The 13305-nt window shown below is 71.0% G+C and carries 12 protein-coding genes; 11 read left to right on the top strand and 1 reads right to left on the bottom strand.

Going from position 1 to position 13305, the window contains the following annotated elements:
- Positions 1-41 precede the first annotated feature (41 nt).
- The 9 genes from IPJ17_00970 (at position 42) to IPJ17_00930 (ending at position 9335) form a co-directional block, all read left to right on the top strand.
- On the top strand, positions 42-2354 hold the full coding sequence (locus tag IPJ17_00970) for an LPS-assembly protein LptD (GenBank protein QQR74205.1): 2313 nt from the start codon (positions 42-44) through the stop codon (positions 2352-2354).
- A 2-nt stretch (positions 2355-2356) separates the two neighbouring features.
- Positions 2357-3217 (top strand): dTDP-4-dehydrorhamnose reductase, encoded by an 861-nt coding sequence (rfbD, locus tag IPJ17_00965; protein ID QQR74204.1) that lies wholly within the window; start codon positions 2357-2359, stop codon positions 3215-3217.
- On the top strand, positions 3218-4198 hold the full coding sequence (locus IPJ17_00960; protein QQR74203.1) for a GDP-mannose 4,6-dehydratase: 981 nt from the start codon (positions 3218-3220) through the stop codon (positions 4196-4198). It begins immediately after the preceding gene.
- Positions 4199-4215: 17 nt separating this feature from the next.
- Positions 4216-5115, top strand: a complete 900-nt coding sequence (locus tag IPJ17_00955) for a GDP-mannose 4,6-dehydratase (protein ID QQR74202.1) — start codon at positions 4216-4218, stop codon at positions 5113-5115.
- Between the two features lie 13 nt (positions 5116-5128).
- A complete protein-coding gene (locus IPJ17_00950; protein QQR74201.1) occupies positions 5129-6121 on the top strand; it encodes an NAD-dependent epimerase/dehydratase family protein in 993 nt (330 codons plus the stop codon).
- Positions 6118-7488, top strand: coding sequence for a DUF92 domain-containing protein (locus tag IPJ17_00945; GenBank protein QQR74200.1), 1371 nt, complete (start codon positions 6118-6120; stop codon positions 7486-7488). Before IPJ17_00950 ends, IPJ17_00945 begins: the two co-directional genes overlap by 4 nt.
- On the top strand, positions 7485-8477 hold the full coding sequence (locus IPJ17_00940; GenBank protein QQR74199.1) for a UbiA family prenyltransferase: 993 nt from the start codon (positions 7485-7487) through the stop codon (positions 8475-8477). The genes IPJ17_00945 and IPJ17_00940 overlap by 4 nt, the downstream gene beginning before the upstream one ends.
- 79 nt (positions 8478-8556) lie before the next feature.
- Positions 8557-8925 (top strand): hypothetical protein, encoded by a 369-nt coding sequence (locus IPJ17_00935; GenBank protein ID QQR74198.1) that lies wholly within the window; start codon positions 8557-8559, stop codon positions 8923-8925.
- A complete protein-coding gene (locus IPJ17_00930; protein ID QQR74197.1) occupies positions 8922-9335 on the top strand; it encodes a PIN domain-containing protein in 414 nt (137 codons plus the stop codon). Before IPJ17_00935 ends, IPJ17_00930 begins: the two co-directional genes overlap by 4 nt.
- 123 nt (positions 9336-9458) lie before the next feature.
- Here the strand turns inward: IPJ17_00930 and IPJ17_00925 are convergent, their stop codons facing one another.
- Positions 9459-10511, bottom strand: coding sequence for a metallophosphoesterase family protein (locus tag IPJ17_00925; GenBank protein ID QQR74196.1), 1053 nt, complete (start codon positions 10509-10511; stop codon positions 9459-9461).
- Between the two features lie 287 nt (positions 10512-10798).
- Here IPJ17_00925 and IPJ17_00920 point away from each other — a divergent pair, with 287 nt between their 5' ends.
- A complete protein-coding gene (locus IPJ17_00920) occupies positions 10799-12649 on the top strand; it encodes a chorismate-binding protein (protein QQR74195.1) in 1851 nt (616 codons plus the stop codon).
- Entirely contained in the window at positions 12646-13302 is a 657-nt protein-coding gene (locus IPJ17_00915; GenBank protein ID QQR74194.1) for a DUF1232 domain-containing protein, read from the top strand. Before IPJ17_00920 ends, IPJ17_00915 begins: the two co-directional genes overlap by 4 nt.
- Positions 13303-13305 lie beyond the last annotated feature (3 nt).

The raw sequence follows: 13305 nt of genomic DNA, 5'->3' as shown, positions 1-13305 counted from the left end.
TCGCGTCGCCATTCGATCCTTGCGCCCACCAAGGGAGCCGCGTGTTCCGGCTCACCCTCGCTGGTCTGGCTCTCGCCGCCGCGGTGGCCGCCCAGCCGCCGGTCGCCGCCGCGCCGGCCGCCACGCCCGCACCGGCCCCGAAGGGAGCGGCGGTCGTTCCGCCGACCCCTCCGACCCCACCCGCCCCGCCGCCGGTCGAGCGTGTGCAGTTCGAGTTCAAGCTCCCCGCCGACCAGGGGGGCGGCTCGGTGACCGGGACGGCCGGCGCGCTCGAGACCGAAGGCGAAGACAAGGCGATCCTCTCCGGCAAGGTCGAGCTCAAGTACCGCGACATGGTGATCCACGCCGAGCGCCTCGTGCTGCTGCGAGCCGAGCAGCGCGTGCTGGGCGAGGGGGAGGTCGTTCTCGACCAGGGACCGCGGCGTCTCTCCGGCAAGACCCTCGACTACAACCTCGAGACGCGCACCGGCACGCTCACCGACGCGCGGGCCTTCGTCCAGCCCGACCTCTCGTTCACCGGCAAGGTGATCGAGAAGGTGGGCGAGAAGAAGTTTCGCATCCAGCACGGCACGCTGACCTCGTGCACCGGCGATCCGACCCCCGATTGGTCGTTCCGCATGACCAGCGCCCGCGTCGAGCTCGAGGGCTACGCCCACATCTTCAACACGACGATGTGGACGAAGAAGCTGCCGGTCTTCTACCTGCCCTACGTTCTCTGGCCGGCGAAGCTCGACCGTGCCTCGGGGTTGCTGGTGCCGAACATCGGCTACTCGGAGCGGCGCGGTGAGTACCTCGGGCTGGCCTACTTCCAGACCCTCGGGCGCTCCTACGACACAACCTTCTATTACGACTGGTACGGCAAGGGCTACTACGGCGGCGGCAACGAGTTCCGCTACCGGCCGACCGCCGGGACGCGCGGCGAGACGAGCGTCTACTTCATCAACGACGTCGAGACCGGCGACTGGCGCTGGAAGGCCTCGTGGGACCACGAGTCGGCGGACCTTCCCGGCGGCATGCGGGGCGTCGTCAGCTTCCGCGACTTCTCCGACTTCGACTTCTTCCGCGACTTCGAGCGCGGCAGCAACCTGTCGACGGTGCGGCGCATCCCGTCGCGCGCCTTCCTCTCCGGCAGTTGGGGAGCGCATTCGCTCAACGTCCTGGTCGAGCGGGTGCAGACCTTCCTCTCCGCCGACTCGATCATCGAGCAAGAGCGGCTCCCGGAGATCGACTACAACCTGAGCAAGCTCAAGCTCGGGCGGGCGCCGCTCTATCTCTCGTTCAACGCCAACGCCAGTTTCCTCTCGTCGGGGCTTACCGACAGCGAGACCTCGAGCTACGGTCGTGTCGACCTCGCGCCGGAGCTGACGCTGCCGTTGCGTCTCTTCCCCTGGCTCAACCTCTCGGTAGCCGCCGGCGGGCGCGCCACCTGGTACGGGGACAGCCTGCCGCAAGAGCGCAAGGACGCGGCGGGGAACTGGCTCGGCAACTACTGCGGCGACACGCCCGCCACCGGGGCCAACAACGGCTTCTGCGGAGCTGCCGAGACGCGGATCTACCCGACCGCCTCGGCGGAGGTCGTCGGACCGGTCTTCACCCGGATCTTCGAGCGCGCGCGCGGGCCGTTCTCCAAGCTCAAGCACATCATCGAGCCGCGTTGGAGCTACTCCTACGTCGGCACCATCGACCACCCCGAGAGCTTCCCGCTCTTCGACGAGCGTGACCGCGTGAACGTCTACAACCTCGGCGAGTTCGCGCTGGTCAACCGCGTGCTCGCCAAGCCGCGCGACCCGAAAGCCGGCGGGGCGCGCGAGATCCTCTCCTTCTCGCTCGCCCAGGCGTTCAGCTTCGACGACACGCAGCCGCTGCAGACGGCGCCCGACGGCAGCAAGTCGAGCAGCCGCAGCGCGCTCTTCGCCACCCTGCGTTTCTACCCGGCGCAGTCGTTCACTCTGCAGGCGCAGGCGCAGTACAACACGCTCTTCGGTGGGCTCGACTCGACCTCGCTCTCGGCCACCCTCGGTCTCGACCGCGTCTACGTCGGCCTCAACTGGTTCACCCGCTATCAGGCCGACATCGGCGAGACCAGCTCGGACCAGATGCGCGTCTCGATCGGCCTGGAGATCCTGCCGAAGCGGCTGAGCCTCGAGTCGCAGCTCAACTACGACCTGCTCTCGGCCGATCTGCAGCAGCAGCGCTACACCATCGTCTACAACTCGCAGTGCTGGGGCGTGCGGATCGAGTTGCGCGAGTTCACCTCGATCGACCGCCAGGACCGCGACTACCGCTTTGCCCTCACGCTGAAGAACGTCGGCACCTTCCTCGACCTGACCGGCGGCGACACCACGCTCTACTGACGATGCGCTGTCTGGTTTTCGGCGGCACGGGGATCCTCGGTCGGGCCTTGGCGCGGGAGCAGCGTCGGCGCGGCGAGGCGGTGCTCGCTCTGTCCCAGGATCAAGCCGACCTCGAGGACGCCGCGGCGGTCGCCGCCTGGGTCGCCGCGTTCCGGCCCGAGGCGGTGATCAACTGCGCCGCCTGGACGCGCGTCGACGACTGCGAGGCCAATCCCGAGCTGGCCTTCCGGGTCAACGGCGCCGCCGTGGCGCACGCGGCGAGCGCTGCGGCCGCGACCGGTGCGGCGTTCGTCCAGGTGTCGACCGACTACGTCTTCGACGGACGCTCCGGTGTCGCCTACGACGAGGACGCCGAGCCGGCGCCGCTCTCCGTCTACGGCGCGAGCAAGCTCGCCGGTGAGCGATCGGCGCTGGCCGCTCACCCCCGGGCGCTCGTCGTGCGGACGAGCTGGCTCTTCGGCGAGGGCGGCCCGAACTTCGTCGATACCATTCGCGGGCTGATCGAACGGGGTCAGCGTCAGCTGCGGGTCGTCGGCGACCAGGTCGGTGCCCCGACGCACGCGCCGGCCCTCGCCCGCGCCATCCTCGATCTGCTCGATCGCCGGGCGGCCGGTCTCGTCCACTACCGCGGCCGCGATCCGGTCTCCTGGGCCGATTTCGCGCGCGCGATCGTCGAGGAGAGCGATCCGGATGTCGAGGTCGTCACTGTCACCACCGCGGAGTTCCCGCGCCCGGCGGCACGCCCGGCGTATTCGGTGCTCGCCGTCGGCCGGGCCGAGCGACTGCTCGGCCGCCGGGTCACGCCCTGGCGCCTGGGTTTGTGGGAGCATCTCGAGTCAACACGTCAAGACCGGAGGCACTGAATGAGAGCGCTGATCACCGGCATCACGGGATTCGCCGGTTCGCACCTGGCCGACTTCCTCCTCGCCGAGCACCCCGAGGTGGAGGTGTTCGGCACCTTCCGCTGGCGCAGCCGGCGCGACAACATCGAGCACCTCGAGGGCAAGGTCAAGCTCCTCGAGACCGACCTGCGTGACTACGCCTCCGTGCACACCGCACTCGCCGCGGCGCGTCCGGACGCGATCTTCCATCTCGCGGCGCAGAGCTTCGTGCCGACCAGCTGGAACGCGCCGACCGAGACCCTGACCTCGAACGTGGTCGGGCAGACGAACATCTTCGAGGCGGTGCGCGCGCTCGGCCTCGACCCGGCGATCCAGATCGCCTGCTCGAGCGAGGAGTACGGACTCGTGCTGCCGCACGAGACGCCGATCAAGGAGACGAATCCGCTGCGGCCGCTTTCGCCCTACGCGGTCTCGAAGGTGGCGCAGGACTACCTCGGCTACCAGTACTTCCAGAGCTACGGCATCAAGGCGATCCGGACGCGTGGCTTCAACCACACCGGCCCGCGGCGCGGCGAGGTCTTCGTCACCTCGAACTTCGCCAAGCAGGTCGCCGAGATCGAAGCCGGGCTCAACCCGCCGGTGATGCGTGTGGGCAACCTCGACGCGGTGCGGGATTTCACCGACGTGCGCGACATGGTGCGTGCCTACTGGCTGGCGACCCAGCGCGCCAAGCCGGGCGAGGTCTACAACATCGCCACCGGCTCGGGCATCACCATCCGCGCCATGCTCGACAAGCTCCTGGCTCTCGCCAAGGTCGAGGTCAAGGTGGAGACCGACCCGGCCCGCCTGCGGCCTTCCGACGTCGAAGTGCTGATCGGTGACTCGTCGAAGTTCCGCGCCGACACCGGGTGGGAGCCGCGCATCCCCTTCGACACGACGCTCGCCGACCTGCTCGACTACTGGCGGGTACGCACCGCCCGACGCGCCGCGACGCGGAGCTGAGGCCCGGAGGCGGCGCCGTGCGCATCCTCGTCACCGGAGCGGCCGGGTTCTTCGGCCGGCACCTCTGTCGCCACCTGCAGGCGGCAGGCGAGGAGGTCGTGGGCACGGGACTGGGGGGAGAGATCGCCCCGCCGGGTGTCCCGCTTCACACGCTCGACGTTCGCGATGCCGCCGCGGTCGCCGCGGTGATCCACCGCGTCTCTCCGGACGCGGTCTTGCACCTCGCGGCGCTGTCGCACGTCGGCGATTCCTGGCGGCGACCGGACGCCTATTTCCAGGCGAACGTCCTCGGCGCCGAGCAGGTCTTCGCCGCGGCGGGCCGGGCCCGGGTGCTCTTCGTGTCGAGCGCCGAGGTCTACGGCGTCGTCCCGGACGACGAGCAGCCGATCGACGACGATCGGCCGCTCGCTCCGCGCTCGCCGTACGCCCTCACCAAGGCGTCTGCCGAGCGGCTTGCCGTGGCGGGTGGGGCGGTCGTCGCCCGTTGCTTCAATCTGCTCGGACCGGGGCAGGCTCCGAACTTCGCCCTGCCGAGCTTCGCGGCGCAGCTCGCGGCGATCGCCCGCGGCGACCGCGAGCCGGTGCTGCGGGTCGGCAACCTCGCCGCGCGGCGCGACTACGTGCACGTCGACGATGCCTCCGAGGCGCTGCGCGTCCTGCTGGCGCACGGCGAGCCGGCCACGACCTACAACGTGGCGAGCGGTGAGGCGCACTCGATCGAAGAGCTGCTGGAGCGGCTGCGTCGGCTCTCCGGGCTCGACGTCCGGGTCGAGTCCGATCCGTCGTTGCTGCGCCCGATCGACACGCCGCTGCTCTGCGGTCGCGCGAGCCGCCTCACCCAGCTCGGCTGGAGTCCGCGCCGATCGATCGACGCCGCCCTCGCCGAGCTGTGGGCGGAAGCCCGCCAACGCGGGTGAGCGGGAGGCCGCCATGCGGGTCCTGCTGACCGGCGGCAGCGGTTTTCTCGGCCGCCGTCTGGCCGTGGCGCTCGCCGCCCGTCACGACCTGCGCCTGCTGCTTCGACCGACGTCGAACCGCGGCGGGCTTCCGCCCGTGGCGATGTTCGCGGGCGACGTGACCGACCGAGCGAGCGTCGCGCGCGCCCTCGCCGACTGCGACGCGGTGGTGCACGCCGCGGCGCTGGTGCGCATCCTCGCCCCGCCCGCCGAATTCGACAGGACGAATCTCGGCGGTCTCGAGAACGTGCTCGGTGCGGCGGCGGAGGCAAAGGTCGGGCACATCGTCCACGTCTCGAGCTTCATCGCGCTCGGGCCGAGCGAAGGCGGGCCGGAGGGGCTGCTCGACGAGTCCGCCGAGCCGAACGACCGCCGCTGGATCAACGACTACGAGCGGACGAAGACGCTGGCCGACCGGCGGGCACGGCAGGCGATCGCCGGCGGGGTGCCGCTCTCGGTGGTTTACCCGGCGGTCATCTACGGTCCGGGCGAGCTGACCGAAGGCAACCTGCTGGTGCGCCATCTCGTCGACCTGGCCCATCGCCGGGTGCCGGCGCTGCTCGGCCGGCCCGAGCGACGCTGGTGCTACGTCCACGTCGAGGACGTCGTCGCCGGTGTCGTGGCGACGCTCGAGCGAGCGACACCCGGCTCGCGCTACCTTCTCGGCGGCGACAACGTCACCTCGGCCGAGCTCTACCGCCTGATCGGCTCCCTCGGCGGGCTCCCGGTGCCCGCATGGCGCATGCCGGATGCGGTCGCCACCACGCTCGGTGCGGCGATGAAGGCCTGGGCGCGCCTGACCGGCGGCGTGCCCAAGCTCACGCCGGATCTCGTCGAGGTCTACCGGCACGATTGGGCCTACCGATCGGATCGTGCCCGCCGCGAGCTCGGCTACGCCCCGCGTTCGCTCGCCGACGGGCTCGCCGGGACGTTCGCGTGGCTACGCGAGAACGGGCTGTTGCCGTGAGCGGCCAGCTCGCGCCGGGCGAGGGCGGTCGCAAGCTCGTCCACGTCGGGATGGGCAGCATCGCCTTCGCGTTGCGGCCGCTCGGCCCGGCGCTTTCGGCGCTCGGCGCGGTGACCGCGATCGTCTTCAACCTCGTCGTCTTGCCGCGGATCGGTGGTCGCGCCCTCTGGCGACGCGAGGACGCGGCGCGCGGATTCGCCCTCGGCATCGTCCTCTACCCGGTGACCGTGTTGTTGCTCATCCTGGCCTTCTGGCGGCACCTCGAGATCGCCGCGGCAGCCTGGGGGATCCTCGCCTTCGGCGACGGCATGGCGACGGTCCTCGGCCAGCCGTTCGGGCGGCGGAAGCTGCCGTGGAATGCGCAGAAGAGCTGGGTGGGGAGTGTCTCCTACCTGCTCTGCGGCGGTGCAGCCGCCGGGATCCTGCTGCTCTGGACGGCGCCGGGGCGCTACGAGCCGGCCTTCGCCTTCTCGATCGGCCTGGCCGCGGCGCTCGCCGCGGCGCTCGCCGAGTCGCTGCCGCTCCGGCTCGACGACAACCTCGTCGTGCCCCTGCTGGCCGGGCTGCTGCTCTACTGCCTGACCCTGACGGCCGGCCATTGGGAAGGCTGGTGGAGCGACGAAGCGGTGCGGCGCCTCGGGATCGGCCTTGCCGTGAACCTGGTCCTGACGGGAGCGGCCCTCGCGATCGGTGGCGTCGATCGCTCGGGTGCCTGGGTCGGTGCGCTCCTCGGCACCGCGCTCTGGACCTGTCTCGACTGGCGCGGCTTCGCGCTGCTCTTCGCCTTCTTCGCCCTCGGCACGGCGGCGACGAAGGTCGGCTACGCGCAGAAGGCAGAGGAGCGCCTCGCCCAGGAGAAGGGCGGCCGGCGGGGAGCCCACAACGCGCTCGCCAAGACGTCGGTTCCCATTCTTTGTGCGCTTTTCGCCGCGACGAGCGACGAGCGGCAGCTCTTCGCTCTCGCTGCGGCGGCGGCGTTCGCCACCGCCGCAGCCGACACGGTCTCCTCCGAGATCGGGCAGGTCTACGGCCGTCGGACCTTCCTCCTCACCACCTTGCGCCCGGTGCCGCGCGGGACGCAGGGGGCCGTGTCGCTCGAGGGCACGTTCGCCGGGCTCGCCGCGGCCTGCGCCGTCGCGGGTGTGGCGTGGGCGTCCGGACTGCTGGCGCCGTCGGGGGCACCGTCGGGGGCTCCGTGGGGTGCGGCGGTGATCGTCGTCGCCGCGATGGCCGCCACCACCCTCGAGAGCCTGCTCGGCGCGACGCTCGAGCAGCGCGGGCTGCTCGACAACGAGGCGGTCAATTTCCTCAACACGTTGCTCGGCGCGCTGGTCGCCGTCGGGCTCGAGGTCCTCCGGCTCCGATGAAGAAGCTCGCTCTTTACGTCCAGCTCGCCCGGCCGTTCACCCTCCTGCCGCCGCTCTTCGGCATCGTCTCCGGTGCGATCTGCGCCTTCGGCTCGGTGCACAACCCGGATCCCTCCCGGGCCTTCACCCTCTCGGTGCTGGCGACGATCGCCCTCGGCTCGCTCTGTGCGAGCTTTCTCAACGCCGCCTCGAACGCCATCAATCAGATCTACGACCTCGAGATCGACCGCGTCAACAAGCCGGAGCGCCCGCTCTGCACCGGTGCGCTTTCGCTGCGCGAGGCGTGGGGCTTCACTTGGCTCTTCTACGCCCTGGCGCTCGTCCCCACCTGGCTGGTGGTCGTCTACCCGCACAGCTCGATCGCCGAGAAGTGGGGCGCGCCGCTCGAGGCGCGGCAGACCTTCTTCATCTATCTCGCCGGAGCGATCTTCACCTTCGTCTACTCGGCACCCGCGCTCGGTCGCACCAAGGCGCACGGCATGTGGGCGAACTGGACGATCGCCGTGCCGCGCGGCTGTCTGCTCAAGGTCGCCGGCTGGACGATGGTGGCGAACTTCTGGCACGCCGAACCCTGGTTCATCGGGATCATCTTCATGCTCTTCCTGGTCGGCGCGGCGAGCACCAAGGACTTCGCCGACATCGCGGGCGACCGCGCCGGCGGCTGCAAGACGCTGCCGATCCTCCACGGGCCGCGCAAGGCGGCGTGGATCATCGCCCCGTTCTTCGTCTTCCCCTGGCTGCTGATGCCGCTCGGCGCCTACCTCGAGGACCCGTTCCAGCCCGGCCACGCGATCCTCACCGGCAATCCCGGGTTCCTCGCCGGGCTCGGCATCGCCCTCACCCTCTGGGGCTGCTACACCGTCTACCTCCTCCTACGCGACCCCGACGAGCTCACCCGCAGCGAGAACCACCCGAGCTGGCGCCACATGTACCTGATGATGATGGCGGCGCAGATCGGCTTCGCGGTGGCGTATCTCGTGCCGCGGTGAAGGCACGCAGCGGCATGGTTGCCGGACGGTTGCCGAATGCAACCGGATCGTCTGCCCTCTGGCCAGGAGGCTTTCGATCATGGCATCCCTGACTCTGAAGAACATTCCCGACGAGTTACTCCAGAGGCTGCGCGCTCGCGCCGAGAGGGAACGCCGCAGCCTGACCGGGGAGATCCTGCACCTTCTTGAGACCGCGGTGCCGGAGCCGATCGATCGGCGGCGCTTGCTCGAAGAGGTTCGAGAAGTGCAGCAGAGGTATGGCCTCAAGGCCGGCATGCCCAAGCAGATCGACCGTTGGATGCGCGAGCGTCGAGAGGGCGAGGCGGCATCGATCGGCCCGGAGCGAGAGGACTTCTTCGCCTGGAGGGGTCGAATCGAGGTCGGCAGGGGCTCGGTCGTGGAGGATGTCCGGCAAGCCAGGAAGAAGCGTGGGCTGGTGAAGTGGTGAGGGTCCTCGTCGACACCAAGGTCCTCGTGTCGTTCGTGACCGGCCGCAATGCGACGCAGCGCAGGAGCGCGGACCTGCTTCTCGGCGCGGCGCGAGACGGGGAGATTCTGCTCCTCCTCCACCAACAGGTTCTCTCCGAGACGTCGTTCGTCCTGACGCAGTTGTACGAAAGGCCGGCGAGCGAGGTCCGGGAGATGCTCTCGTCTCTCGTCGGATCCGGGTTCGTGGCTCCGGTCGACGCTCTCGACTGGTCAAGGCTGCTCGAGCTGTGGCCCGCAGTCCTCCCTCACTTCGGCGATGCCTGCCTCGCGGCGAGCGTCGAGGCGAGCGGCGCCGACTCGATCGCCACCTTCGATCGGATCCTCGCGCGGCGGCTCCGCGGGCTTGGAATCAGGACCTACTGGAGCTGAAGGGGCAAGCTCCCGCTGATTCCGTGCGCCGAGGGCTCGCACCCGCCCATCTTGCTGGGCCGCACATCCTCGAGATCTTGCGCGCGTTCTGCCGACAACTCGATTGCCGGCGATCCGGCTCGTTCAACGCGGATCCGCGGTGCGGTTGTCGCTCCACTGGCCCCAACCCACGCTGACCTCCATCCCCGCGGGGGCGAGGGCGCGGAGCGAGGCGGCGCGCAAGACCTCGATCGCGTCGCCAGACGGCGGGGCGGCGAGGCGGAGGCGGACGATGCTCCGTGGGGCGAGCGCCGCGAGAGCGCTGCGAAGGTGCACGGCGAGGGCGGGCCCGCCGCGGCGCGGATCGACGTCGAGGACGATCATCGGCCGGGAGGCGAGCGGGTGGAAGTCCCAGCGGATCGTCGCGGGCCCGACGGATCCGTCCCGCTCGATGCCGAGGTTCACGAAGCCCTTGACTTCGTCCCGCTCGGCGCTCGACGTGCGTTCGGTCGAGCCCGGGTAGATCACCGGCGCGGGAAGCGGGTGACCGGCGAGGTCGTGCTCGACGACCTGCGCGCGATGGACGTGACCGCAGAGCACGGCGAGGAAGTCCGCCGTGGTGGCGGCGAGGTCGGCTCCGCGCACGACCTCCGCGCCGTCGCGGAAGGTGAACTCCTGCGCTCCGACGCGCGCGCCCTCGACGGCCTGATGCAGGCAGAGCAGGCGTGCGTCCGCTTCGAGCTTGTCGTGGCGGGTCGCCGCGAGGAGCGCGCGGAAGTCGGCGCGGGCACTCGGGGTGAACGGGAAGCCGGCGAGCGCCAGGCCGAAGCCGTGGCGTCGCAGGACGACGGTGCGTGGCCGGTCGAAGACGTGGATCCGCGGATGGTCGAGCAGAAGTCCGCGCGGCACCCCGGAGCGTTCGTGGTTGCCCGGCACCCAGAAGACGTCGACCCCGCTGTCGGCGAGCTCGGCGAGCCGCGTGAAGACGCGTGTCGCGAGGGCAGCGGAGATGCGGCTGCGAAAGAAAAGGTCGCCGAGGTGGACGACGGCGTCGACCTCGCCGCGAGAGGTGGGGGCGAGCGCCGCCTCGAAGGCCGCGAAGAAGTCTTCGCCGCGCCGCGGGCGCGCGACGCGCGGCCGCATCGGCAGGTCGAAGCCGAGGTGGGTGTCGGAGAGGACGAGGAGGCGGACCGACACGGTCGGGCGATCGCTAGGCAGCGCTTCGTGCCTGCGGAAAGGGCTGGAATCGAGAGGTGTACGAGGCCTCGACCGTCTCCGAGTGGAAGCGAAGAGGCCCCATGGGCCGCGGATCCTAGCGCAGGCCCGAGCCTTCGTCCCTGGCCGGCCGCCCAACCGGGGGAGGCGAGAAGATCGCCGGCGACGCTCTCGACTTGCTGCCGTTCGACCGCGATCCTCCTCCGCGGCCCCAGCCCGGAGCAAGCTCCGGGCTGGGCATCGCCCTCGCGCCGCCATACGATGCGCTGGTGATTCGCGAGCCGGCCGGAGCACTGCCGCGGGGTGTCCCCCGCATGGCCTGGGTGCGCGCGCCGGAGCGCGGCTGGTGGCGTTTCGCCTCGCCCGTGGGCGGGTGTGTGGCGCAGGAGGCCGACGCTGTGCCCGGGACGCTCGCCGCGGTCGAGGAGGCTTGCGAACGGGGGCTGTGGGCGGTCGGTTCCGTCGAGTACGAGGCGGCGCCGGGGTTCGATCGGGCGCTGGCCGTGCGCTCTCGGACGGAGAATCGAGCGCTCGCGGGCTTTGCCTTCTTCGAGCCACCGGAAGAGCTCGCGACGCTGCCACCTCCGGGCTCGGCGGAGCCGTGGGTGTCGCGTCTCGACCCCGATCTCGGTGCAGCCGATCATGCATCGGCGCTCGGGACCATCCACGAAGCGATCGCGCGTGGCGAGACCTATCAGGTGAACTTCACCTTCGCGCTGCGTGGCCGCTGCGGCACGACCGCCGAGGAGCTTTTCTTCGCCCTCGCACCGGCGGCGGAGGCGCCGCTGGCGCTGTTTCTCGACCTCGGCGATCGCGCCGTCGTCTCGCTCTCGCCCGAGCTCTTCTTCGAGCGTGACGGAGAGCTCCTGCGCATGCGGCCGATGAAGGGCACGCGGCGGCGCGGGAGGTGGCGGGAGGAAGACGAGGCGCTGGCCGTCGAGCTCGCCTCGGCGGAGAAGGATCGCGCCGAGAACCTGATGATCGTCGACATGGTGCGCAACGACCTCGGGCGCGTCGCTCGCGCCGGCACCGTGCGGGTCACTCGTCTCTTCGACGTCGAGCGCTACCCCACGGTCTGGCAGATGACCTCGACGGTCGAAGCGACCAGCCGCGCGCCGCTCCCCGAGCTCTTCGCCGCGCTCTTCCCCTGCGCCTCCGTCACCGGGGCGCCGAAGGCGAGCACCATGGGATGGATCGCGCGCCTCGAACGCGAGCCGCGCGGGGTCTACTGCGGGGCGCTCGGCTGGGTCGCCCCCGGAGGGCGAGCGCGCTTCGGCGTCGGCATCCGCACGGCTGACGTCGAGGCCGCGAGCGGAGATCTGGTCTACCGGGTCGGCAGCGGCGTCGTGTGGGACTCCGCTCCGGCTGCCGAGTATGCCGAGTGCCTGGCCAAGGGCCGGGCGCTGAGCACCGATCCGTGTCCGGTCGAGCTCTTCGAGACGCTGCGCCTCGGGAGAGATCGACGGCTCGCCCGTGTCGAGCTCCACCTCGCCCGCCTGGCGGCGTCGGCAGAGCGCTTCGGTCTGCCCTGCGACCGCCAGCTTGCGAGGGAGGTGCTCGCCGAGCACGTGACCCGGCTGCCCCCCGAGCGGTCGCGCCGGCGTGTGCGCCTGACGCTCGCGCCCGACGGAGCGTTCGCCGTGACGAGCGAGCCGATCGCCTCGGCGCGACGGCCATGGATTGCGGCGCTCGTCGGTGCGCCTGTCGAATCGGCGGATCTCCTTCTCTTCCACAAGACGACGCGACGCGAGCGCTACGATCGGGCGCTTGCCGAGGCGCGGGCGTGCGGCGCCGACGAAGCGATCCTCCGCAACGAGCGCGGCGAGCTCACCGAAGGGTGCCGGACGAATCTTCTCCTGCGCGTCGGCGGCCGTTGGCTCACGCCGCGGCGCGAAGCCGGTCTCCTCCCCGGTGTGGCGCGCGAGCGGCTGCTGCGCACCGGCCGAGTCGCCGAGTCGACGCTCACCGTGACGGATCTCGCGGCGGCCGAGAGCGTGCTGCTGATCAACTCGCTGCGCGGAGCCATCCGTGTCGCGGCGGTACACGCGGCTGCGGCGGAAGGCGATAGACTTCTGTGGGGATCGAGCGAGAACGTTGCGCCCGTGACGGAGGAGCGATGACCGAGCCGCGTCAGGACGTCCACCTGCAGCCGCAGCGCTTGCTGAGCTTCTACGACCGCCTGCGGGTGCGCATGGTGCGCTACGTGGCGCGGCGCAGCAAGCGGCTCGGGCCGGCGGCGGTCGAGGCGCTGCTGCTGGTGCCGGACATCTTCATCCTGCTCGTTCGGCTGGCGCTCGACCCGAAGGTGCCCGGCGGCGCGCGGGCGCTCATCGGCGGTGCGCTCCTCTACTTCGTCTCGCCGGTCGACCTCTTTCCCGAGGCGATCCTCGGCCCGGTCGGCTTCCTCGAGGACCTGGTGCTGGCGTCGGCCGTGCTCTCCCAAGCGCTCGGCGGCGAGCTCGAGCCGTACGCGCGGCGCTACTGGAGCGGCGAACAGGAGCTGCGCGAAGTGCTCCACGACATCGCGCATTCGGCGAGCTCGCTGCTCGGCGGCCGGCTGCACCGGCGGCTCGAGCGTGCGCTCGCCCGGCGTGGCGTCGAGCTGCCGCCGGCCGAGCCGGCGCGGCGCCTCCGGCCGGCGGGACGGTCGTCCCGGGCCCGTCGTGGGGGAGCGGGAGAACCCGCCGGACCGATCGTCGAGGAGGCGTGGACCGAACCGCCGGTCGATCCCGAGCTGCGGGGCGGCTTCGAGTCGCCGCACCGCGACCGGTAGTCG

The sequence above is a fragment of the Holophagales bacterium genome, assembly GCA_016699405.1.
Taxonomy (GTDB): Bacteria; Acidobacteriota; Thermoanaerobaculia; order Multivoradales; family JAGPDF01; genus JAAYLR01.
Note: the sequence above shows the minus strand (reverse complement) of the source record. Positions and strands in the feature narration are given on the sequence as shown.

What these genes read in the sequence shown, in the direction of transcription:
- IPJ17_00935 (QQR74198.1), top strand. Translation starts at nt 8,557, where the DNA reads ATGGCATCCCTGACTCTGAAGAACATTCCCGACGAGTTACTCCAGAGG.
- IPJ17_00960 (QQR74203.1), top strand. Translation starts at nt 3,218, where the DNA reads ATGAGAGCGCTGATCACCGGCATCACGGGATTCGCCGGTTCGCACCTG.
- rfbD (QQR74204.1), top strand. Translation starts at nt 2,357, where the DNA reads ATGCGCTGTCTGGTTTTCGGCGGCACGGGGATCCTCGGTCGGGCCTTG.
- IPJ17_00940 (QQR74199.1), top strand. Translation starts at nt 7,485, where the DNA reads ATGAAGAAGCTCGCTCTTTACGTCCAGCTCGCCCGGCCGTTCACCCTC.
- IPJ17_00950 (QQR74201.1), top strand. Translation starts at nt 5,129, where the DNA reads ATGCGGGTCCTGCTGACCGGCGGCAGCGGTTTTCTCGGCCGCCGTCTG.
- IPJ17_00915 (QQR74194.1), top strand. Translation starts at nt 12,646, where the DNA reads ATGACCGAGCCGCGTCAGGACGTCCACCTGCAGCCGCAGCGCTTGCTG.